Annotated in this window: 18 protein-coding genes; 13 read left to right on the top strand and 5 right to left on the bottom strand. The window is 63.8% G+C overall.

Going from position 1 to position 20,713, the window contains the following annotated elements; translation table 11 throughout:
- The first annotated feature begins 23 nt into the window (after window positions 1-23).
- The 10 genes from AC0L3D_RS13775 (at window position 24) to AC0L3D_RS13730 (ending at window position 11,821) form a co-directional block, all read left to right on the top strand.
- The gene (locus AC0L3D_RS13775; RefSeq protein WP_027152561.1) at window positions 24-998 is read left to right on the top strand and encodes a sugar-binding transcriptional regulator; all 975 of its coding nucleotides are present in this window, start codon (window positions 24-26) and stop codon (window positions 996-998) included.
- A gap of 44 nt (window positions 999-1,042) precedes the next feature.
- On the top strand, window positions 1,043-2,488 hold the full coding sequence (locus AC0L3D_RS13770; protein ID WP_128167495.1) for an ABC transporter substrate-binding protein: 1,446 nt from the start codon (window positions 1,043-1,045) through the stop codon (window positions 2,486-2,488).
- Window positions 2,489-2,672: 184 nt separating this feature from the next.
- The gene (locus tag AC0L3D_RS13765; RefSeq protein ID WP_091599904.1) at window positions 2,673-3,596 is read left to right on the top strand and encodes a carbohydrate ABC transporter permease; all 924 of its coding nucleotides are present in this window, start codon (window positions 2,673-2,675) and stop codon (window positions 3,594-3,596) included.
- Between the two features lie 9 nt (window positions 3,597-3,605).
- Complete coding sequence (locus tag AC0L3D_RS13760) at window positions 3,606-4,463, top strand: carbohydrate ABC transporter permease (RefSeq protein WP_023800184.1); 858 nt, start codon at window positions 3,606-3,608, stop codon at window positions 4,461-4,463.
- 6 nt (window positions 4,464-4,469) lie between these two features.
- A complete protein-coding gene (locus tag AC0L3D_RS13755) occupies window positions 4,470-5,588 on the top strand; it encodes an ABC transporter ATP-binding protein (protein WP_473626274.1) in 1,119 nt (372 codons plus the stop codon).
- Complete coding sequence (locus tag AC0L3D_RS13750; protein WP_473626275.1) at window positions 5,585-6,709, top strand: ABC transporter ATP-binding protein; 1,125 nt, start codon at window positions 5,585-5,587, stop codon at window positions 6,707-6,709. The genes AC0L3D_RS13755 and AC0L3D_RS13750 overlap by 4 nt, the downstream gene beginning before the upstream one ends.
- On the top strand, window positions 6,709-8,262 hold the full coding sequence (locus tag AC0L3D_RS13745; RefSeq protein WP_473626277.1) for an FGGY family carbohydrate kinase: 1,554 nt from the start codon (window positions 6,709-6,711) through the stop codon (window positions 8,260-8,262). Before AC0L3D_RS13750 ends, AC0L3D_RS13745 begins: the two co-directional genes overlap by 1 nt.
- Window positions 8,263-8,272: 10 nt before the next feature.
- Window positions 8,273-9,313: a 2-hydroxyacid dehydrogenase gene (locus AC0L3D_RS13740; RefSeq protein WP_473626278.1), complete on the top strand. Its 1,041-nt coding sequence runs from the start codon at window positions 8,273-8,275 to the stop codon at window positions 9,311-9,313.
- A gap of 49 nt (window positions 9,314-9,362) precedes the next feature.
- The gene (locus AC0L3D_RS13735) at window positions 9,363-10,880 is read left to right on the top strand and encodes a glycerol-3-phosphate dehydrogenase (RefSeq protein WP_473626279.1); all 1,518 of its coding nucleotides are present in this window, start codon (window positions 9,363-9,365) and stop codon (window positions 10,878-10,880) included.
- Window positions 10,880-11,821, top strand: coding sequence for a sugar phosphate isomerase/epimerase family protein (locus tag AC0L3D_RS13730; protein WP_473644665.1), 942 nt, complete (start codon window positions 10,880-10,882; stop codon window positions 11,819-11,821). The genes AC0L3D_RS13735 and AC0L3D_RS13730 overlap by 1 nt, the downstream gene beginning before the upstream one ends.
- A gap of 43 nt (window positions 11,822-11,864) precedes the next feature.
- Here the strand turns inward: AC0L3D_RS13730 and fba are convergent, their stop codons facing one another.
- A complete protein-coding gene (gene fba, locus AC0L3D_RS13725) occupies window positions 11,865-12,929 on the bottom strand; it encodes a class II fructose-bisphosphate aldolase (RefSeq protein ID WP_473626282.1) in 1,065 nt (354 codons plus the stop codon).
- A 289-nt stretch (window positions 12,930-13,218) separates the two neighbouring features.
- On the opposite strand from fba, the gene AC0L3D_RS13720 reads away from it, so the two are divergent.
- The 3 genes from AC0L3D_RS13720 (at window position 13,219) to derI (ending at window position 15,484) form a co-directional block, all read left to right on the top strand.
- A complete protein-coding gene (locus AC0L3D_RS13720) occupies window positions 13,219-13,986 on the top strand; it encodes a DeoR/GlpR family DNA-binding transcription regulator (RefSeq protein ID WP_473626284.1) in 768 nt (255 codons plus the stop codon).
- Window positions 13,987-14,066: 80 nt separating this feature from the next.
- Entirely contained in the window at window positions 14,067-14,852 is a 786-nt protein-coding gene (locus tag AC0L3D_RS13715; RefSeq protein WP_473626286.1) for a triose-phosphate isomerase, read from the top strand.
- A 188-nt stretch (window positions 14,853-15,040) separates the two neighbouring features.
- Entirely contained in the window at window positions 15,041-15,484 is a 444-nt protein-coding gene (gene derI / locus AC0L3D_RS13710; protein ID WP_027152577.1) for a D-erythrulose-4-phosphate isomerase, read from the top strand.
- Window positions 15,485-15,596: 112 nt separating this feature from the next.
- Here derI and dhaL read toward each other — a convergent pair whose 3' ends face one another.
- From dhaL to AC0L3D_RS13690, 4 genes are all read right to left on the bottom strand, one after another.
- Window positions 15,597-16,235, bottom strand: a complete 639-nt coding sequence (gene dhaL / locus AC0L3D_RS13705; RefSeq protein ID WP_473626289.1) for a dihydroxyacetone kinase subunit DhaL — start codon at window positions 16,233-16,235, stop codon at window positions 15,597-15,599.
- 12 nt (window positions 16,236-16,247) lie between these two features.
- Complete coding sequence (locus AC0L3D_RS13700; RefSeq protein WP_091599882.1) at window positions 16,248-17,255, bottom strand: dihydroxyacetone kinase subunit DhaK; 1,008 nt, start codon at window positions 17,253-17,255, stop codon at window positions 16,248-16,250.
- A gap of 173 nt (window positions 17,256-17,428) precedes the next feature.
- Window positions 17,429-19,714: a xanthine dehydrogenase family protein molybdopterin-binding subunit gene (locus AC0L3D_RS13695; RefSeq protein WP_473644696.1), complete on the bottom strand. Its 2,286-nt coding sequence runs from the start codon at window positions 19,712-19,714 to the stop codon at window positions 17,429-17,431.
- 9 nt (window positions 19,715-19,723) lie between these two features.
- Entirely contained in the window at window positions 19,724-20,710 is a 987-nt protein-coding gene (locus AC0L3D_RS13690; protein ID WP_473626290.1) for an FAD binding domain-containing protein, read from the bottom strand.
- Between the last annotated feature and the right edge of the window lie 3 nt (window positions 20,711-20,713).

Genomic DNA, 20,713 nt, shown 5'->3' with positions numbered 1-20,713 from the left:
GATAAAAATATCTTAGGGCGGAAATGGTTGGTTTTGGAAACGGCCTCCTGCGCGACGATGAAACCAGTATGGCGACGCGCGCCGCCTGGCTCCATTATGCTGGCGGGCTGACCCAGTCGGAGGTTGCCAAGCGGCTTGGCCTGACCAGCCTCAAGGCGCATCGCCTTATCACCAAGGCCAATCAGGAAGGGCTGGTCAAAGTCTATATCGACGGCGAAGTGTCGGAATGCGTCGCGCTTGAAGACGATTTGTCCAGCCGCTACGGCCTCGATTATTGCGAGGTCGTTCCCGACTTCGATGGCGAGGACTTGCCGCTCAAGGCGCTCGGCATCGCCGGCGCGCAGTTCCTCAAGCGTGAGATCGAACGCGGCGAGGATACGCTGATCGGCGTCGGCCATGGCCGCACGCTCGCCGCCTGCGTCGAATATCTGCCGCGCATATCGGCCGAAAAGACCCGATTCGTCTCATTGCTCGGCGGCCTGACGCGCAAGTTCTCGGCCAATCCGCACGACGTCATTCACCGCCTGGCCGAACGGACCGGCGCCGAAGCCTATGTGATGCCGGTGCCGATGTTCGCCAACACGGTCGAGGATCGAACCGTGCTGCTTGGGCAGAAGGGCATCAGCGAGGTTTTTGATCTCGGCAAGGCCGCCGACCTGCTCATCGCCGGCATCGGCACTGCCGAGCGCGAGGCGTCGCTGGTCGCTACCGGAATGATCGAGAAGGGCGAAATGGAGGAGATCCGACGCAACGGCGGTGTCGGCGAACTGCTCGGCCATTTCTTCGACGATGCTGGAAAGGCGGTCGAGACGACGCTTTCCAACCGCGCGCTGGCGCTGGCGCGCGAAGACATCAGCAATCGCAGGATTGTCGCCGTTGCCGGCGGCAAGGTGAAGGTTCGTGCCATCAAATCGGTGTTGGAGGGCCGCTATCTCAAGGGCCTGGTCACCGATGAGCGGACGGCGCGAAAACTCGTGGAGCAGACGCCGGTCGGGTAGCCGGCAGCCATTCGATTGAAACTACCCTGTGGAGGAGAAGACAAATGCATGAGAAAGAAAAAGACCTGATCGACGCGTTCCTGCGCGGACAAGTCGATCGTCGTGGGCTGATCAAGGGCCTTGGCGCGATGGGCCTTGCCGCCGGCACCGCCGGAACGCTGCTCAACCTGGGGCAGACCCGTGCGCTGGCGGCGGATTTCGACTGGCAGGCGCACAAGGGCAAGACCATCAAGCTCTTGCTCAACAAGCATCCTTACGCGGATGCGATGATCGCCAACCTTGAAAACTTCAAGAAGTTGACCGGCATGGAAGTCGTCTACGACGTCTTCCCGGAGGATGTCTATTTCGACAAGGTCACCGCTGCGCTGTCGGCCAGCTCGCCTGAATACGATGCCTTCATGACCGGCGCCTACATGACCTGGACCTATGGCCCGGCCGGCTGGATCACCGACCTTAACGAGTGGATCAAGGATCCGACCAAGACCAACGTGAACTATGCCTGGGACGACTTCCTGCCCGGTGTCAGGAAGTCCTGTGCCTGGAACGGTCAGCCCGGCGGCGTGCTCGGTTCCGACGACGCCAAGCAGTGGTGCATTCCGTGGGGCTTCGAACAGAACAACATCACCTACAACAAGGGCATGTTCGACAAGGTCGGGGTCAGCGTTCCCGGCAATATGGACGAGATGGTCGCTACGGCGGCCAAGCTCACCAAGGATGTCGGCGGCGGCGTCTACGGCATCGGCGTGCGCGGCTCGCGCTCCTGGGCGACGATCCATCCCGGCTTCCTGTCGGCCTATGCCAACTTTGACCAGAAGGACCTGAACGTCTCGGCTGACGGCAAATTGTCGGCCGCGATGAACACCGCCGAATCCAAGGCCTTCCACAAGCAGTGGGTCCAGATGATCCAGGAGAGCGGCCCCAAGGACTGGTCGACCTACACCTGGTATCAGGTCGGCACCGACCTTGGCGCCGGCGCCTCGGCGATGATCTTCGACGCCGACATCCTCGGCTACTTCATGAACGGCGGCGACAACAAGATGGCCGGCAAGCTCGCCTTCTCTGCCTTCAAGGCCAATCCCGCCGCCAAGGCTCCGACGCCCAACATCTGGATCTGGTCGCTGTCGATGTCCAATTTCTCGAAGGACAAGGACGCCACTTGGTACTTCATGCAATGGGCATCAGGGCCCGAGCATGCACTGTTCGGTGCGACTGAGATGGACTTCGTCAATCCGGTGCGTCAGTCGGTCTGGAACGACCAGATGTTCCGCGAGAAGCTGAACAAGAGCTATCCGGGTTATGTCGAGATGTTCGACGTTTCGGCGCCCGGCGCCAGCATCAAGTTCACCCCGCAGCCGCTGTTCTTCGATCTGACCACCGAATGGGCGGCGACGCTGCAGAAGATGGTGGCCAAGGAAGTGCCGGTCGACGAAGGCCTCGACATGCTGGCCAGCAGCGTCGACGGCCAGCTCAAGGAAGCCGGGCTCGGCTGAGTCCTGGCGGCCGGCCGGCCCGCTGCTGCGGGCCAGCCGGCCATTCCACTGCGAAGCGGCGCCTGGAGCATCGGACCCAAATTCCGATGTTCAAACAACGGCGGTGCCGCCACTCGCCCAACCGGCCGCCTAGCTCCCTGGGCGGCCGGCAGGGCGAAGCAACAGAGATGACGGGTGAGCCGCGATGACTACGGCGACAATGCAAAGAAACAGGCCTTCCGGCTTCAGGATCAGCAAGAAAGTGCTGCCCTATGTGCTCAGCCTGCCGGCCTTGCTCGTCTGCATCGGCATCCTGATCCCGTTCTTCACGTCGGTCGTCTACTCGTTCCAGCGCTACCGGCTGAGCCAGCCCTGGGCGCGGCAGTTCAACTGGGGCGACAACTACATCTCGTTTTTCACCGACCCGAGATTCTGGAACACGCTGGAGATATCGCTGCTCTATGCCGGCATCACCGTGCTGCTTGAACTGCTTCTCGGTCTCGGCATCGCCATGCTGCTGCAGAAGCGCTCGACGCTGAACAACTTCATCTCGATCATGCTGTTGATGCCGCTGATGACGGCGCCGGCGCTTGCCGCGCTGATGTGGAAGCTGATGACCAATCCCGGCTTTGGCGTGCTGAGCTACCTCGCCAGCCTGATCGGATTGCAGGATTTCCGCTGGGCTTCGTCGCCGTCGACCGCGCTTTTCACGGTGGTGCTTGTCGATATCTGGGTCTACACGCCCTTCATCATGATCCTGCTGCTTGCCGGCCTGCGCAGCCTGCCGACGCAGCCCTTCGAGGCGGCGGCACTTGACGGCGTGCCGCGGAGTTTTGTGTTCTTCCGCATCACCTTGCCGATGCTGACGCCCTACATCCTGACGGCGACGCTGTTTCGCCTGCTGGATTCCATCCAGCAGTTCGACATCATCTATGCCATGACCCAGGGCGGTCCGGGCGACACGCTGACCGTCTTCCAGGTCGAGGCCTATCTCAATTTCTTCCAGTCGACCAATGTCGGCCGCTCGGCGGCGCTGATGATCATCCTGTGGGCGATCACCTATTTCCTCTCCAACATCTTCATCAAGAACTGGCTGCGGCTGCGCGAACGCGCCCGCGGCCTGGCATAGGAGGCCGGGATGGAACACACCTCGCTTCTCGAACGCATCCTGCGTGGCATAGCCCTGACGTTGGTCGTGATCTTCTTCATGTTCCCGATCGTCTGGATCCTCATGATGTCCTTCCAGACCAACGAGACCATCCTGCGGATTCCGCCGCAGCTTGTCTTCAAGCCGACTCTGGCCAACTACACCGCGCTGATCACCGGCAAGCTGACCACGGCGGCCGGCACACTCGACATCGCCTTCATGCGCAACCTGTGGAATTCGGTATTCCTGTCGGTCACCTCGGTCGCCGTCGCGCTGCTGCTCGGCGTCCCCGCCGCTTACGCCTTTGCCCGGCACAAATTCCGCGGCTCGGAGGACATCGCCTTCACGCTGCTGTCGTTCCGGTTCGCGCCGGCGCTGCTGGTGCTGCTGCCGCTCACCCTCTATTTCCAGAAGCTTGGACTGGCCAACACCTATATCGGGCTGATCTGGGTCTATCAGCTGATCTGCCTGCCGCTGATCCTGTGGATCGTGCGCGGCTATTTCGAGGACATCCCGGCCGATATCGAATACGCCTATCGCATTGCCGGCCATTCCTGGTTCGCCACCTTCCGCAAGATCGCGCTGCCGCTCGCCGGCCCCGGCATCGCGGCTGCCGGCCTGCTCGCCTTCATCTTCGCCTGGAACAATTTCATCTTCGCGCTCGTGCTCGCTTCGGCCGACAAGCAGCCGGTGACGGTCGGCGCGCTCGCCTTCATCACCTCCTCCGGCATCCAGTACGGCCAGATCTCGGCAGCGATCGTGCTGTCGATCACCCCGACGCTGGCGCTCGCCCTTTACGCGCAGCGCTATCTCGTCGAAGGCCTGTCGCTCGGTGCGGTGAAAGGATAGCTCCCGATGGCCAGCCTCGAATTGCGAAATGTCGTCAAGCGCTACAAGAGCCAGACTGTGCTCGACAATCTGTCGTTGAGCGTCGCCGACGGCGAAACCCTGGTCCTGTTCGGACCGTCCGGCGCCGGCAAGACGGTGCTGCTGCGGCTCGTCGCCGGCGTCATCGACCCTGATGAGGGAAAAATCTTCATCGGCGGCGAGGACATGACCGATCTTGACGCCGAGTTCCGCGGCGTCGGCATGGCATTCCAGAATTTCGCGCTGTTTCCGCACATGACCGCCTTCGACAACATCGCCACGCCGCTTCAGGCCAAGCGATCGTCGCAAAGCGCGATGAAGGCGGGTGTCGAGAGCGTCGCCAAGCTGCTGAAGATCGGCCACGTGCTCAGCCACAAGCCACGGGCGCTGTCCAACGGCCAGAAGCAGCGCACCGCGCTCGCCCGCGCTCTGGTCGGCTCGCCGCCGGTGCTGCTGCTCGACGATCCGCTGCGCAACGTCGATGCCAAACTGCGCTTCGAGATGCGGCTCGAACTGCCGAGGCTGCTGGCAGATCGCGGTGCGACCGTCGTCTACGTCACCCAGGACTACAAGGAGGCCATGGCGCTCGGCGATCGCATCGCGGTGATGTCGCAAGGCGTCATCAAGCAGCTCGGCACGCCCGAGCAGATCTATCGCGAGCCGGCCAACATCGAGATCGCGCGGCTGTTCGGCGATCCGACAATCAACCTGCTCGACGTCAAGCCGTCGCGCGATGCCAAGGGCATCTATGTCGGTCTGTCGAATGTCCAAGTCCATTTGACCGGCGCCTATGACGCCACGGTCGGCCGCGATTGCGTGATCGGCTTGCGGCCCGAAGCGCTGCGCTTCGTCGACGAAGGAACACCCGCGGCCATTCCGGTGACCGTCGAGGCGGAGACGCCGCTCAACGAAAAGGTCGTCACGCTGGTGCGCACCGCGCGCGGTCGCGAAATCCTGGTCTCCCGGCCGGCCGGAACAGCGGGTCAAACCGAGGGCAGGGCCCATATCGCCGTCGACGGCAAAAGCGCCCTGCTGTTCGATCGTGCCAGTGGCGACCGTATCGGCTCGAAAAACGTCGTCAATTTGCGCAGCGGAGAAGCGGCATGAGCCAGAGCGCACTCACCATTTCCGGCGTCGACAAATTCTACGGCCCGATCGACCGAGGTGTGCACGCCGTTCAGAATCTGACGATGGAAATCGACAAGGGCGAGATCGTCGCACTGCTCGGCTCGTCCGGCTGCGGCAAAACTTCGACATTGCGCATGATCGCCGGCTTCGAAGAGGTCTCGCGCGGCAGCATTTCGGTTGCCGGCCGCAAGGTGCACACGCTGCCGCCGGTCAAGCGCAATGTGGCGATGGCGTTCGAGGGCTATTCGCTGTATCCGCCGCTGACCGTGCGCGAGAACATGGCGTTCGCGCTGAAGGCGGCCAGGCTGCCGAAAAGTCAGGTCGACGCGAAAGTTGCCAGCATCGCCAAGCTGCTCGAGATCGAGGACATTCTTGAGCGCTATCCGAGTTCCATCTCCGGCGGCCAGCAGCAGCGCGCCAGCCTCGGCCGGGCGCTGATCCGCGAGGCCGACCTGCATCTGCTGGACGAACCGATGGGCCAGCTCGAGCCGCAGCTTCGCGCGGTGCTGCGCGGCCGCATCAAGCACTTCATCAAGGAGCGCGGCTTGACCGCGATCTTGGTCACCCACGACCAGACCGAGGCCAACGCGTTGGCCGACCGGATCGCGGTGATGGAAGGCGGCGTGCTGCAGCAGTTCGATACGCCCGATATGCTCAAGCAGCGGCCGGCCAACCTGTTCACCGGCACGTTCGTCGGCGAGCCCCCGATGAATGTCTTCGAGGCCTATGTCGGCACGGCCGCCGACAAGATCAATCTGCGGCTGCCCGACGGGCTTTCACTCGACTATGACAAGGACGCGTTCAGCGGCTCGGTTCGCGACGAATTGCTCAAACGGCAGCGGGTCGTCATCGGTGTCAGGCCCTATGCGGTTCGCCGCTCGAAGGACGGCGTGCCGGCGACGGTTTCGGCCAACCAATGGCTCGGCGACCAGACCCATATCGCCGCGGATTTCGCCGGCAGCTCGCTGGTCCTGGTCGAACACGACCGGACCCGGCTGGAGCTTGGCGCGCCGATCAACATCAGCATCGATCCGAAAAATCTGCACGTCTTCGATCAGTCCAGCGGCATGGCCATTTCGCACGGCATGGAGCTTGCCTGATGCGGGATGTGCTGATCGGCATCGACGCCGGCACGTCTGTCATCAAATCCGTCGCCTTCGACACGGCGGGCCGGCAGCTCGCGGCCGCGGCAGTGCCGAACCGGTACGAGACCTTGCCGGGCGGCGGCGCCGAGCAGGATCTGGCACGCACCTGGACCGATACCGCGACCACATTGCGCCAGCTTGCCGACAAGGTGCCGGACCTCGCCAGCCGCATCATTGCGATCGCCGTGACCGGGCAGGGCGACGGCACCTGGCTGATCGACAAGGACGGTGAGCCGGTCGCCAAGGGCTGGCTGTGGCTCGACGCGCGCGCTGCCGCCATCGTCGAGGAGATCCGCGCGCGCCCCGATGACCGGCTTCGTTTCGAAAAGACCGGCAGCGGGCTCGCCGCCTGCCAGCAGGGGCCGCAGCTTGCCTTCATGAAGCGCAACGCGCCTGACAGGCTTGCCGGCGCCGCGACAGCGTTCCATTGCAAGGACTGGCTCTATTTCAACCTGACCGGCGAACGCGCCACCGATCCTTCCGAGGGCACCTTCACCTTTGGCGACTTTCGCACCCGCGGCTATTGCGACGAGGTGCTTGAGGTGCTCGGCGTCGCCGACCTCAGGCATCTGCTGCCGCCGATCGTCGACGGCACCAGGCATAGCGCCGGCCTGTCGGCGGCGGCTGCCAAAGCGACCGGGCTGCTTTCCGGTACGCCGGCGGTACTGGCCTATGTCGACGTGGCCTGCACCGCGCTCGGCGCCGGCCTGCTCGACCGCGAGCGCAAGCCTGGCTGCTCGATCATCGGCTCCACCGGCATGCATATGCGGCTTGCTCAGACGCCGGACGAGGTGCTGCTCAACGAGGCCAGGACCGGCTACACGATGACGATGCCGGCGCCCGGCGTCTTTGCGCAGATGCAGTCGAACATGGCAGCGACGCTCAACATCGATTGGATCCTTAGCCTCGCCTCCGGCATACTCGCCTCGCAAGGCATCACCCGCAGCAATGGCGAGATGATCGCGCTGGTCGACGAATGGATATCGTCATCGGAGCCGGCCTCGCTGCTCTATCAGCCCTATGTGTCGGAGGCCGGCGAGCGCGGGCCGTTCGTCGATGCCAATGCCAGGGCCGGTTTCGTCGGCATTTCGTCGCGGCACGGTTATGCCGATATGGTTCGCGCTGTTTTTGAGGGGCTGGCATTCGCGTCGCGCGATTGCTACGCCGCCATGGGGCCGCTGCCGAGCGAAATCCGGCTGACCGGCGGCGCCGCCAGAAGCCCGGCTCTGCGCAAGATCCTCGGCGCTGTCGTCGGCGCCGACATTCGCGCCAGCCAACGCGAGGAAGCCGGTGCGGCGGGCGCCGCGATGATCGCTGCGGTCTGCGTCGGCCAATACAATTCGATGGACGAATGCGTCGGCGAATGGGTCACGCCGCTGCTGGGCGCGGCGGAACCGAGCGACCGAAAACTTGCCGCGATCTATGAGCGGGCGGTTCCGTCCTACACATTGGCGCATGAGGCGCTGCGGCCGGTCTGGCGGTCGATGGCCGCATCCAGGGCAAACTGAGAAGTCGAGCATGCGTAAGAAGATTGCAATCATTGGCGACCGCTTCATGCTTCCCGAGGTCTTTCGCGAGAAAATCGAGAAGGCCTGCGGCGACAATCTCGACATCCGCACCCTTGAGGCGGCCTGGCCCGACGAGCCGATGGAATTCGGCAATGCGGCGCTCGGCCTCGACAAGGTGAAGGAGTATTTTGGCGATCCGGACGAGGTGGTCGATTTCATTGGCGACGCCGAGATCTTCGTCACCCAGCTTGCGCCGCTGTCCGAGACCATGATGCAGCGTCTGCCTGCGCTGAAGCTGGTTGCGGTCTCGCGCGGCGGCCCGATCAACATCGACATGGTTGCCGCCAGGGCCCACGGCATCACCGTCGTCAATGTGCCCGGCCGCAATGCAAGTGCTGTGGCCGAGTTCACCATCGGCGCGATCCTTGCCGAGACGCGGCTGATCCGGGTCGGGCACGAGGCCTTGCGCAAAGGGGAATGGCGCGGCGATCTCTACCGGGCCGACCGTACCGGCCGCGAGCTCAACGAAATGACCGTCGGCGTCATCGGCTACGGCAATATCGGCACCAAGGTTGTCCGCCTGCTGCGCGCCTTCGGCTGCCGCATCCTGGTCACCGATCCCTATGTGCAATTGAGCGCCGAAGACCGCAATGCCGGCGCCGAACTGGTCGCACTCGACGATCTCCTGTCCCGCTCCGACGTGGTGACGCTTCATCCCCGGGTGACCGAAGAGACACGCAGCCTGATCAACAAGGACACCATCGCCCGGATGAAGCCGGGGGTGATTTTCGTCAACACCGCGCGCGGGCCGCTGGTCGACTACGACGCGCTCTACGATGCGCTGGTCTCTGGCCATATCGGCAGCGCCATGCTGGAGACGTTTGCGGTCGAGCCGGTGCCTGCCGACTGGCCGCTGCTGCAGCTTCCGAATGTCACCTTGACGCCGCATATCGCCGGCGCGTCCGTGCGCACGGTGACCTATGCGGCCGAGCAAGCGGCCGAAGAGGTGCGCCGCTTCATCGTCGGGCTCCCGCCGGTCAACCCGTGCTGAAGGTCGCGGCAGCCATGAAACGCAATCCAGGCATAGAGGATCCGGCGAGATGAGTGGCGCCACTGAAATCGTCGATCTGTTCGTCATCGGCGGTGGCGTCAATGGCGCCGGCATCGCGCGCGACGCAGTCGGCCGCGGGCTTTCCGTCATCCTGTGCGAAAAAGACGATCTTGCCGAAGGCACCAGTTCGCGATCGGGAAAGCTCGTCCATGGCGGCCTGCGCTATCTCGAATACTACGAATTCCGGCTGGTGCGCGAGGCGCTGATCGAACGCGAAGTGCTGCTTGAATCGGCGCCGCATATCATCTGGCCGATGCGCTTCGTGCTGCCGCACAGCCCGGACGACCGGCCGGCCTGGCTGGTCCGGCTCGGCCTGTTCCTCTACGATCATCTTGGCGGCCGCAAGCGGCTGCCGGGCACCCGCACGCTCAACCTGCGCACCGCGCCCGAAGGCGCGCCGATCAAGGATGCGTTCAAGCGCGGTTTCGAATATTCCGATTGCTGGGTCGACGACGCCCGTCTCGTCGTCATCAATGCGCTCGACGCTGCGGAACGGGGAGCCAGGATCTTTACCCGGACCGCCTGCACCGCCGCCCGCCGTGAAAACGGCCTGTGGTCGGTCGAGATGCGCGACAGCCGAACCGGCGTCAGGACCATGGTTCGGGCGCGTGCGCTGATCAACGCCGCCGGTCCCTGGGTCAACGACATCATCAACCGCGTGGCTGGCCAGAACTCCAAGCGGAATGTCCGGCTGGTCAAGGGCAGCCACATCGTCGTGCCGAAATTCTGGGAAGGGCGGCAGGCCTATCTGGTCCAGAACAGCGACAAGCGCGTGATCTTCATCAATCCCTACCAGAACGATCTGGCCCTGATCGGCACCACCGATATTCCCTACGAGGGGCGGCCGGAAGACGTGGCGGCGGATGCCAGCGAGGTCGACTACCTGATCAAGGTGGTCAACCGCTACTTCAAGCGCGAACTTGCCCGCGACGATGTCATCTACTCGTTCTCGGGCGTCAGGCCGCTCTATGACGACAACGCCGACAATCCGAGCGCGGTGACGCGCGACTATATTTTCGAACTCGACGCGTCATCCGGGCAGGCGCCGCTGCTCTCCGTCTTCGGCGGTAAGATCACCACCTTCCGCAAGCTGGCCGAGCATGCGCTGGACCGGATCGCGCCGTTCTTTCCGAAAATGGGCAAGCCGTGGACGTCGAAAGGACATCTGCCGGGCGGCGATATCGCCAACGCCGACTTCGAGCAGTTTCTCGGCGACCTCGGCCGCGAATATCCCTGGATGCCGGCATCGCTGGTCAAGCAGTATGGCCGGCTCTACGGCACCAGGACGCGCGTTCTGGTCGGTGCGTCCAGGTCGCTCACCGAACTGGGCCGGTGCTTCGGCAAGGATTTTTTCGAACGCGAAGCCAGTTATTTGTTCGAGCATGAATGGGCGCTGACCGCTGCCGATATTCTCGAACGGCGCACCAAGCACGGCCTGCATCTGTCCGCCGCGGAAAGAGCCGCCTTCGAGGACTGGTGCGTTGGCCGACTGGTGAGGGCGGGCTGATGACTTTTACGCTTTCCCTCAACACCAATCCGCTGGTCAACCGTTTTGCCGAACCGGACGATCTGATCGACGCGATCGCCTACGACATCGGCATCCGCGACGTGCAGCTCACGCATGAATTCGTCAATCCCGGCTGGCCGGCGGCGACGATCTCGAAATTCGTCCGCCTGTTCCGCACGGCGCTCGACCGCACCGGCGTGCGCGTGACGTCCGGGATGACCGGCCCTTACGGGCGGCTCAACCATTTCGGCCATCCCGACGCCGACGTGCGCCGCTACTACGTCGATTGGTTCAAGACCTTTGCCGACATTTCGGCCGAGCTCGGCGCCAGCGGCATGGGCACGCAGTTCGCGATCTTCACGCACCGGGATTTTGACGATCCCGAGCGTCGCGCGCGGCTTTTCGAGATCGCGCTGGAATGCTGGCGCGACGTCGCCGAGCATGCCAGGGCGGCGGGTTTGACCTACCTTTTCTGGGAGCCGATGTCGGTCGGCCGCGAATTCGGCCATACGATCGAGTGCTGCCGGGCCCTGCACAACGAGATCAAAGCGGCCAGCATGGCCATTCCGTTGAAGATGATGGTCGATATCGACCATGGCGACGTCACCTCGAGCAACCCGGCCGACATCGATCCCTATGCCTGGGCCGAAGCCTTTCCCACGGTATCGCCGATCATCCACATCAAACAGTCGTCGATGAACAAGGGCGGCCATTGGCCGTTCATCGCCGCCTACAACAAGGACGGCCGCATCACGCCGGAAAAGCTTCTGGAGACGGTTCGGCGCGGCGGCGGCGTCGACAACGAGATCTGCCTCGAACTGTCGTTTCGCGAACGCGAGCCGGTCGACCACCAGGTCGTCGCCATGATCCGCGAGTCGGTCGACTACTGGGCGCCGTTTATCGAGACCGGCAGGGCGGCGATTTTGCCGCGAACAGGATAGATGAACAGGAGCCGATGCGGCTCCTGTTCCGAACCAGAATACGTCAGCCGAATTTCGGGTCGAGACTGCCCGACTTGTAGCGCTTGGCCATTTCCGAGACCGGCAGCGGCTTGATCTTGGGGGCGTTGCCGGCGGTGCCGAACTGCTCGAAGCGCTCTTTGCACAGCCTCCTCATGGCGGCCATTGCCGGCGTCAGATATTTGCGCGGGTCGAACTCGCTCGGGTTCTCGGTCAGCACCTTGCGGATCGCGCCGGTCAGCGCCATGCGGTTGTCGGTGTCGATGTTGATCTTGCGCACGCCGTGCTTGATGCCGCGCTGGATCTCCTCGACCGGCACGCCCCATGTCGGCTTCATCTGGCCGCCATACTTGTTGATGATCTCCTGCAGCTCTTCCGGCACCGAGGATGAGCCGTGCATGACCAGGTGCATGTTCGGCAGGCGGCGGTGGATCTCCTCGATCACGTTCATGGCGAGCACCGCGCCGTCCGGCTTGCGCGAGAACTTGTAGGCGCCGTGGCTGGTGCCCATTGCGACGGCCAGCGCATCGACATGCGTGTCCTTGACGAACTGCACCGCCTGCTCCGGATCGGTCAGCAGTTGGTCGTGGCTGACGGTGCCCTCGACGCCGTGGCCGTCTTCCTGTTCGCCGCCCCCCATCTCCAGGGATCCGAGAACGCCGATCTCGCCTTCCACCGACACGCCGCCCCAATGCGCCATGTCGACGACGCGCCGCGTGATGCCGGAATTATAGTCGTAATCGGCCGGCGACTTGCCGTCCTCCTTCAGCGATCCGTCCATCATCACCGAGGTGAAGCCGTGCTGGATCGCGGTCACGCAGGTGGCTTCGTTGTTGCCATGGTCGAGATGCATGCAGACCGGGATATCGGGATGGATCTCGACCAGCGCGTCGATCAGCTTGGCCAGCACGACGTCGTTGGCATAGGCGCGGGCGCCGCGGCTCGCCTGCAGGATGACAGGCGATTTGGTCTCCTCGGCCGCCTCCATGATGGCAAGGCCCTGTTCCATATTGTTCATGTTGAAGGCAGGCACGCCATAGCCGTGTTCGGCGGCATGGTCGAGCAATTGTCTCAATGTGATGCGAGCCACCCAATGGTCTCCCGTATTTGGTTTCAAGCTATGGTTTGCGAGCTGTCCGTTCGTCGTTCAGCCCATTGATGCTTCTGGCCGGATTTCCGGAGAACCGCAACCTTTGGCCATGCCGCCGAGAGCAATTCTTGTTACAAGGCAGCGATCAGAAGCAAGGAATATCCCAAGGAAACATAACACCATCACAAAAGATTTGGCATGCATGCGATTTTATCTGTTATAATGGTTCTAACGCGCCGTTCTGCCACGGCGGACGCGGCGATGCGAATTAAAGGAAACAGGCTGGACGATGAAGAGCGACGGCCGGCGGCAAGGCATCATGGATTTTCTGATGGACACCGGCACGGCCAGTGTCGATGACCTTGCCTCGCGCTTCGGCGTGTCGAAGATGACCGTCCATCGCGACCTCGACGAGCTCGAGGAAAGCGGCTTCCTGCGCAAGATACGCGGCGGCGCCTCGATTCAGCCGAGCGGCCTGTTCGAAAGTGATTTCCGCTACCGTCAGAATCAGGCCGCAGAGGAGAAGCAGCGCCTGGCGGTTGCCGCCGTGGCTGTCATCGAACCGGGCCAGACGGTGATCATCGACGACGGCTCGACGGCGGGCGGCATTGCGCGCCACCTTGCGGATCTGCGCCCGCTGACCGTGATCTCCAACAATCTGGCCGTGATACAGGATCTGGCCGGCGTTGCCGGTATCACCCTGATCGCGCTCGGCGGCCAGTACAGCAAGAAATTCCACGGTTTCTTCGGCCTGCTTGCCGAGGACACGCTGAGATCGTTGCGCGCCGATGTCGCCTTCCTGTCGTCGTCCGCCATCCACGGCGTTTCCGCCTTCCACCAGGACCAGGAAGTGGTCCATACCAAGCGGTTGATGATGGCCGCGGCCGCCCGCAAATATCTGCTGGTCGATCACGGCAAGTTCGGCCGCACCGCCCTGCATTTCCTGACCGATCTCAAGGCGTTCGACGCCGTCTTCACCGGTCGAGAACTGGGACCGCAGATGCGCGAGGCGCTGGATGGCGCCGGCGTTTCGCTGACACTGGTCGAGAAGGACTAGACCATGATCCCGAAAAGTGGGAACCGGTTTTCGGAAAAGATCATGGTCAAAGAAGATAGAGCCCCATCCCGCCTCGCGGGATGGAACAGGCTCTAGAAGGAGGACGCGTGGCTTACTGGGTCGGCACAAGCTGGAAAATGAACAAGACGCTTGCAGAAGCGACTGACTTTGCCAGGGCGCTGGCGGGGTTCGTCCCCGGTTTCGACGACCGTATCCAGCCCTTCGTCATCCCGCCCTTCACGGCGGTCCGCGAGGTCAAGAAAGCGCTGGCATCGACGCGGATCAAGGTCGGTGCCCAGAACATGCACTGGGCCCACGCCGGCGCCTGGACCGGCGAGATCTCGCCGGTGATGCTGACGGACTGCGGGCTCGATCTCGTCGAGCTCGGCCATAGCGAACGGCGCGAGCATTTCGGCGAGACCGACAATACGGTTGGTCTCAAGACCGCAGCGGCGGTGAAGCACGGGTTGGTGCCGCTCATTTGCGTCGGCGAGACATTGGCGCAACGCAACAGCGGCCAGGCCGATGCGGTGCTGGCCTTGCAGGTGCACGGCGCGCTGCAATACCTCGAAGGCCAGGCCAAGGCGGCGACGATCCTGTTTGCTTACGAACCGGTCTGGGCGATCGGCGACAAGGGCATTCCGGCAAGTGCCGACTACGCCGACAGGCAGCAGGCGCTGATCAAGAAGATCGCCGGCGATCTTCTGCCGGCCATGCCGGCGGTGCTTTATGGCGGCAGCGTCAATCCGCAAAATGCCGCCGAGCTGATCGGCCAGCCTCATATCGACGGGCTGTTCATCGGCCGCTCCGCCTGGCAGGCGGAAGGCTATATCGACATCCTCGAACGCGCCTCGGCGGCGATCTAGAGCATGATCCCGAAAAGTGGAATCCGGTTTTTCGGAAAAGATCATGCTCAAACAAAAAGATAGCATGATCCCGAAAAGTGGAATCCGGTTTTCGGAAAAGATCATGCCCAACAAAAGTTAGAGCCCCATCCCGATGCCATCGGGATGGAACAGGCTCCAGAGCAATCGAACAGGAAAGGACAGAAAAAATGAAAATAGCCATTGGGGCCGACAGCGCCGGCAAGCCGCTGCTCGACGTCATTGCCGCTCACCTGGCCACCAAGCCCGGCCTCTCCGTCAGCGACGTCAGTCAGGCCGGCTACTATGCCGACCTGTCGCAGAAGCTCGCCCAGACCATCCTCGACGGCGAAAACGATCGCGGCATCTTGTTTTGCGGCACCGGCATCGGCGTTTCCATCTCGGCCAACAAGGTGCCCGGCATTCGCGCCGCACTCACCCATGACACCTATTCGGCGGAGCGCGCGGCGAAATCCAACAATGCCCAGATCATCACCATGGGCGCCCGCGTCATCGGCCCGGAACTGGCCAAGTCGATCGTCGATGCCTGGCTCGCATCGGAGTTCGACGAAAACGGGCCATCGGCCGGCAATGTCCAGGCGATCGACAGGCTCGACGCGGCGAAGCTGGGCTAATGCATGTCGCCCAAAAGCATGCCCTCGGGCGTGAACCGAGGGTGCGCAGCGGTTTTGAGATAACGACATGTATAAAACAGGAGCTTAAGCGCGTCGCATTGATGCGATGCGCTTAAGCCAGGCTTTTTCGCATCGCGCCGATAACGGTGACCGCCGACGCCGCGCCGGGGTCGACGTGTCCGAGCGACCGCTCGCCGAGCCGCGACGAGCGGCCCTTCGCGGCGATCATATCCTTGGTCGCCTCGGCGCCCCGTTCGGCTGCTTCGAGGGCGGCTGCCAGGCTTTCGGACAGGGTCTTGCCGGCGGCATGGGCAGCGGCCGCGGCTTGCGCCGCCGGCAGCCAGGCGTCGACCATCGTCTTCTCGCCGATCTCCGCCTTGCCGCGATCCTGGATGCCTTGCGCCATCGCCTGGAACAGGGCGACGACATCGGCGCCCGCCAAGGTCGCCTTGCCCTTGACGGCAGCCGCACCACGCATGAAGGCCGTCGCGTAGAGCGGCCCCGACGAGGCGCCGACGGCGTTGAGGAACGACTTCGCCGCAGTGTTGAGGAGAACAGTCGGCTCGGTTGCCGTGAGCTCCAGCGGCGCCAGCGCATCGCGCACCGCCCCAAAGCCGAGCGCCATGGCGATGCCATGATCGGCGTCGCCGATGACCCCGTCGAGCTGACAGAGCCTGTCCTTGTCGGCTTCGATCGCCACCGCGATCGCATCGAACATTCTTTTCAGATCGGCTGCATCGATGGATGTCATGGATGCACCCTTTCAGCCGGCGCGGAACATGGCGCAGTCGCAAGGATGGTCGAGCATCGTCTGCAATTCGGCGTCGAGATGCATCAGCGTCACCGAGGCGCCGGCCATTTCGAGTGAGGTGCAATAATTGCCGACCCAGGTCGCGTGAACTGACACGCCGATGTCATCGAGCCGCTGCTTGACGCGCCGGTTCATGATGTAGAGCTCCATCAGCGGCGTCGAGCCGAGCGAATTGATGAGCACGGCGACCTTGTCGCCGCGTGCCGGCGCCATCTCGTCGACGATCTTGTCCAGCATCTCGTCGGTGATCTCGTCGGCGGTTTTCAATTTTCCGCGGGCGATGCCCGGCTCGCCATGGATGCCCATGCCGATCTCCATCTCATCCGGTCCGATCTCAAAATTCGGCCGGCGGGTCTGCGGCAGCGAACAGGGCGACAGCGCCACGCCCATGGTGAAGGTGTGATCATTGGCCTTCCTGGCGATACGCTCGCATTCGTCGAATGACAGCATCCGCTCGCAGGCGGCACCAGCGGCCTTGAAGATGAAGAAATTGCCGGCGACACCACGGCGCTTTTGCCTCTGGTCGCGCGGCGCCGATGCCACGTCGTCGGTGGTCAACACGGTGCGCACTTCGATGTCATCCATCGCCGCCATCTCTGCGGCCATGTCGAAGTTCATCACGTCGCCGGCATAGTTGCCATACATGAACAGCACGCCGGCGCCGCCGCTGGCCGCCTTGGCGCATTCAAGGATCGGGTCCGGCGGCGGCGAGGCAAAGACATTGCCGATCGCCGCCGCGTCGGCCAGCCCCTTGCCGACGAAACCGAGGAAGGTCGGCTCGTGGCCGGAGCCGCCGCCGATGACGAGGCCGACCTTGCCCTGGCGAGGTCCATCGCGGGCGATGATCGAGCGTGGGCTGCCCTCCATGCTTTTGAGATGGCGGGGATGCGCGGCCAGAATGCCTTCCAGCATCTCGTCGACAGTGCGGTTGCCGTCGTTGATGATCTTCTTGGTCTGCACCGGCAGCCTCCCGATTTCGGTAATTTCGCAGATAGTACAGCGTGTTACCGGAATTTCCACCCGGGGAGGGAGATTTCACGCGGCAATATGTTCCGGCGCGGCCAGTATCTGCACGCAGGGATTGGCAGCCGCTTTGTCCTTGAGCTTGAAATGCCCGAAGAAGACTTGCCGCGTCAAATGGCGATCACCGGCAAGGCAGGCAGCAGCTTGTCCAGGGTGATGGGAAAGTCACGCACCCGCACGCCGGTCGCGTTGTAGATGGCGTTGGCAACAGCTGCCCCCGCACCGCAGACGCCGAGTTCGCCGATCCCCTTCGCGCCGAATGGATTGGCCTTGTCATCATGTTCCTCGAGGAAGACGACCTCCATCTCCGGGACGTCGCCGTTGATCGGGACGTGATACTCGGCAAGATCGTGATTGACGAAGTGGCCGTAGCGCCGGTCGAGCACCGTCTGTTCCATCAGCGCCGCACCGATTCCCCAGGTCATGCCGCCGATGATTTGCGAGCGCGCGGTCTTGGGGTTGAGGATACGGCCGGCGCCCATCACCGCCAGCATCCGGCGCATGCGGATCTCACCGGTGTCGCAATCGACGGCGACCTCGGCGAAATGCGCGCCATAGGAATGCTGCGAGTAAGCCTTGTATGACGGGGTGGCAGCGCCGGCGGCCACGGAACCCTCGGCCTCGAACCCGTCGGGAGCGATCCGTCGGACGAGGTCGGCCAGGCTTGCCGAACGCTGGCCGAGCCTGACCTCGCCGTCGGCAAAGCTCGCTTCGGTGGCGCCAGCGCCGCGCAACGGCGAGGCTTCGCTCGACCGCGCCGCCTGCAATATCCGTTCCCTAAGGGCGTTGCAGGCGTCGTGCAGCGCCGACCCTGCACTTGCCGCGCCCCAGGACCCGCCGGAGCCGGCAGTACGCGGGAAGCGGCTGTCGCCAAGCTCCACTTTGACGGACGAGATCGGCACGCCGAGGCTGTCCGCGGCGATCTGGGTCAGGATCGTATAGGTGCCGGTCCCGATATCGGTCATGTCGAGCCGCGCCGTCACCCGACCGTCGCCGTCGATCGCAACCCGCGCCGTCGCCGCGCCGATGTAGTTCGGACGGATCGCCGCCGCCATGCCGTAGCCGATGAGCTTGCGGCCCTCTCGGGCGCGGCCCGGCGTCGGGTTTCTTCGCTGCCAACCGAAACGGCGGGCGCCTTCCTCCATGCAGGCGACGAGGTTGCGGGTGGAGAACGGCACGCGGCGCTCGGGATCCTGGGCCGGTTCATTGCGGATTCTGAGTTCGATCGGGTCCAGTCCTAGCTGCTCGGCGAGTTCATCCATGGCGCATTCGAAGGCCAGCATGCCGGGGGCTTCGCCGGGCGAGCGCATCCATTCGCCGCGGTTGATATCCAGCGGGACCAGGCGATGGCGGGTGACACGGTTCGGCGCCGCATAGAGCGAGCGGGCAAAAACTGCCGTTTGCTCGCAGTACTCCTCGAAGCCGGACGTTGCCGACCAGACGTCGTGCGCGATCCCGGTGAGCCGCCCGTCGGTGCCCGTGCTGAGACGTACCTGTTGGATCATCTCTGCGCGATGACCGGCATTGGCGAACATCTGTTGTCGCGTCAGCGCGATCTTGACGGGACGCTGCAGGACCTTTGCAGCAAGCGCGGCCAGGATCGTATCGGCATGGGCAATCAGCTTGGAGCCGAAGCCGCCGCCGATGAACGGGCTGATGATGCGCACACGCTCGGGCGGGATGCGAAGCGTGCTGGCGACCCCTGCCCGGAAATTCGCCAAGGTCTGCGCCGATGTATGGATCGTCAGCTCGTTGCCTGACCAGGCGGCGAGCGTCGCATGGGGCTCCATCGGATTGTGATGTTCGAAGGGCGTCCGGTAAGTGGCATCGACCTTGACCGGAGCCGCGGCAAAGGCGCTCTCGAAGTCGCCGATCACGCTGTCGGTCTCGAAGCCGGCATTGGTCCGCTTTGGTGCGTAGGCGTCGGCCACATGTCCCGACAGATTGTAGAGGCCCGCCTCCTCGTCGTAGCGCACTTTGATGAGGCCGGCGGCAGCACGTGCCGCCTCGAACGTCTCCGCAACGACCAGCGCGACGGGCTCGTCGTAATAGCGCACCCGCTCGCTGTTGAGCGCGGGCCGGGCGCGCGTGAAGACCTCCGGCACCGTCGGCGTGACCGCCGGGCCGAAATCCGGCTGGGCCGGCGCATTCCGGTGCGTCATGACGAGCAGCACTGCCGGCGCCCGTTCGGCTTCGGCCGTGTCGATCTCGGCAATGCGCCCCTTGGCGACGGCAGCGCCGAGAATATAGCCAAAGGATGTACCCTCCAGCGTATTCTCGTAGGCGTAGGTGGCATCGCCTCTCACCTTGAGCGGACCATCGATGCGATCGAATGGACGCCCGATGATGCCGCTGCGTGTTTCGCGAGGACGGTTTGAGATCTTCGTCTCTGTCATCATGTCACCTCATGCACTCTCGGCGGCAGCAGCGAGCGTGTGGCGCATCGTCCGTTTCGCCAGCGGGATCTTGAAATCATTGCCGCCATATCCGACGGCTCCGGCGAGCGTGGCTTCGGCCGCGTCGGTAAAGGCGCCGTCGGACGCCGCCGCTCCAGCGAGCATGCGCTCTGCCTCCGTCGCGCGCCAGGGTTTGGCGGCCACGCCGCCCATGGCGATCCGAGCGCTTTGGATACGATCGCCGCTTTTCTCGACGACTGCCGCCACCGATACCAGCGCGAAGGCGTAGGAGGCACGGTCGCGCACCTTGCGGTAAACCTGCCGGCCGGGCGGTGGCGGCGGCAGGGTGACCGCGGCGATCATCTCGCCGTGGTCGAGCACGGTCTCCACATGCGGCGTCGCCTCGGGCAATCGATGGAGATCGCCGATCGGGATCGTGCGGGTCCCGCCGCCGGGCGATATGGTCTCGATCCTGGCGTCGAGCCCCGCCATGGCGACCGCCATGTCGGAGGGATGGACCGCGATGCAGGCCTGGCTGGCGCCGAGCACGGCGTGCATGCGATTGAAGCCCTGCAGCGCCGCGCAGCCCGAACCCGGCTCGCGCTTGTTGCAAGGCATGCTGCGGTCGTAGAAATAGGGGCAGCGCGTGCGCTGCAGGAGATTGCCGCTGGTCGAGGCCTTGTTGCGTATCTGGCCGGATGCTCCCGCCAGCAGCGCTTGCGTGAGCATCGGATAGCGCGATCTCACCCGCGGATCGGCGGCAAGATCGCTGTTGCGGACCTGGGCGCCGACCCGAAGCCCGCCCGCCGCCGTCTCCTCGATCCGATCGAGCGGCAGCCGGCTGATGTCGACGAGATGGGCTGGGCGCTCGATCTCGAGCTTCATCAGGTCGAGCAGGTTGGTGCCGCCGCTGATGAACTTGGCGTCCGGCCGCGCCGCGACCGCGGCGGCTGCCTGCTCGGCACTTGCCGCACGTTCATAAGTGAAGGACTGCATTGC

This window comes from Mesorhizobium sp. WSM4837 (genome assembly GCF_055811435.1).
Note: the sequence above shows the minus strand (reverse complement) of the source record. Positions and strands in the feature narration are given on the sequence as shown.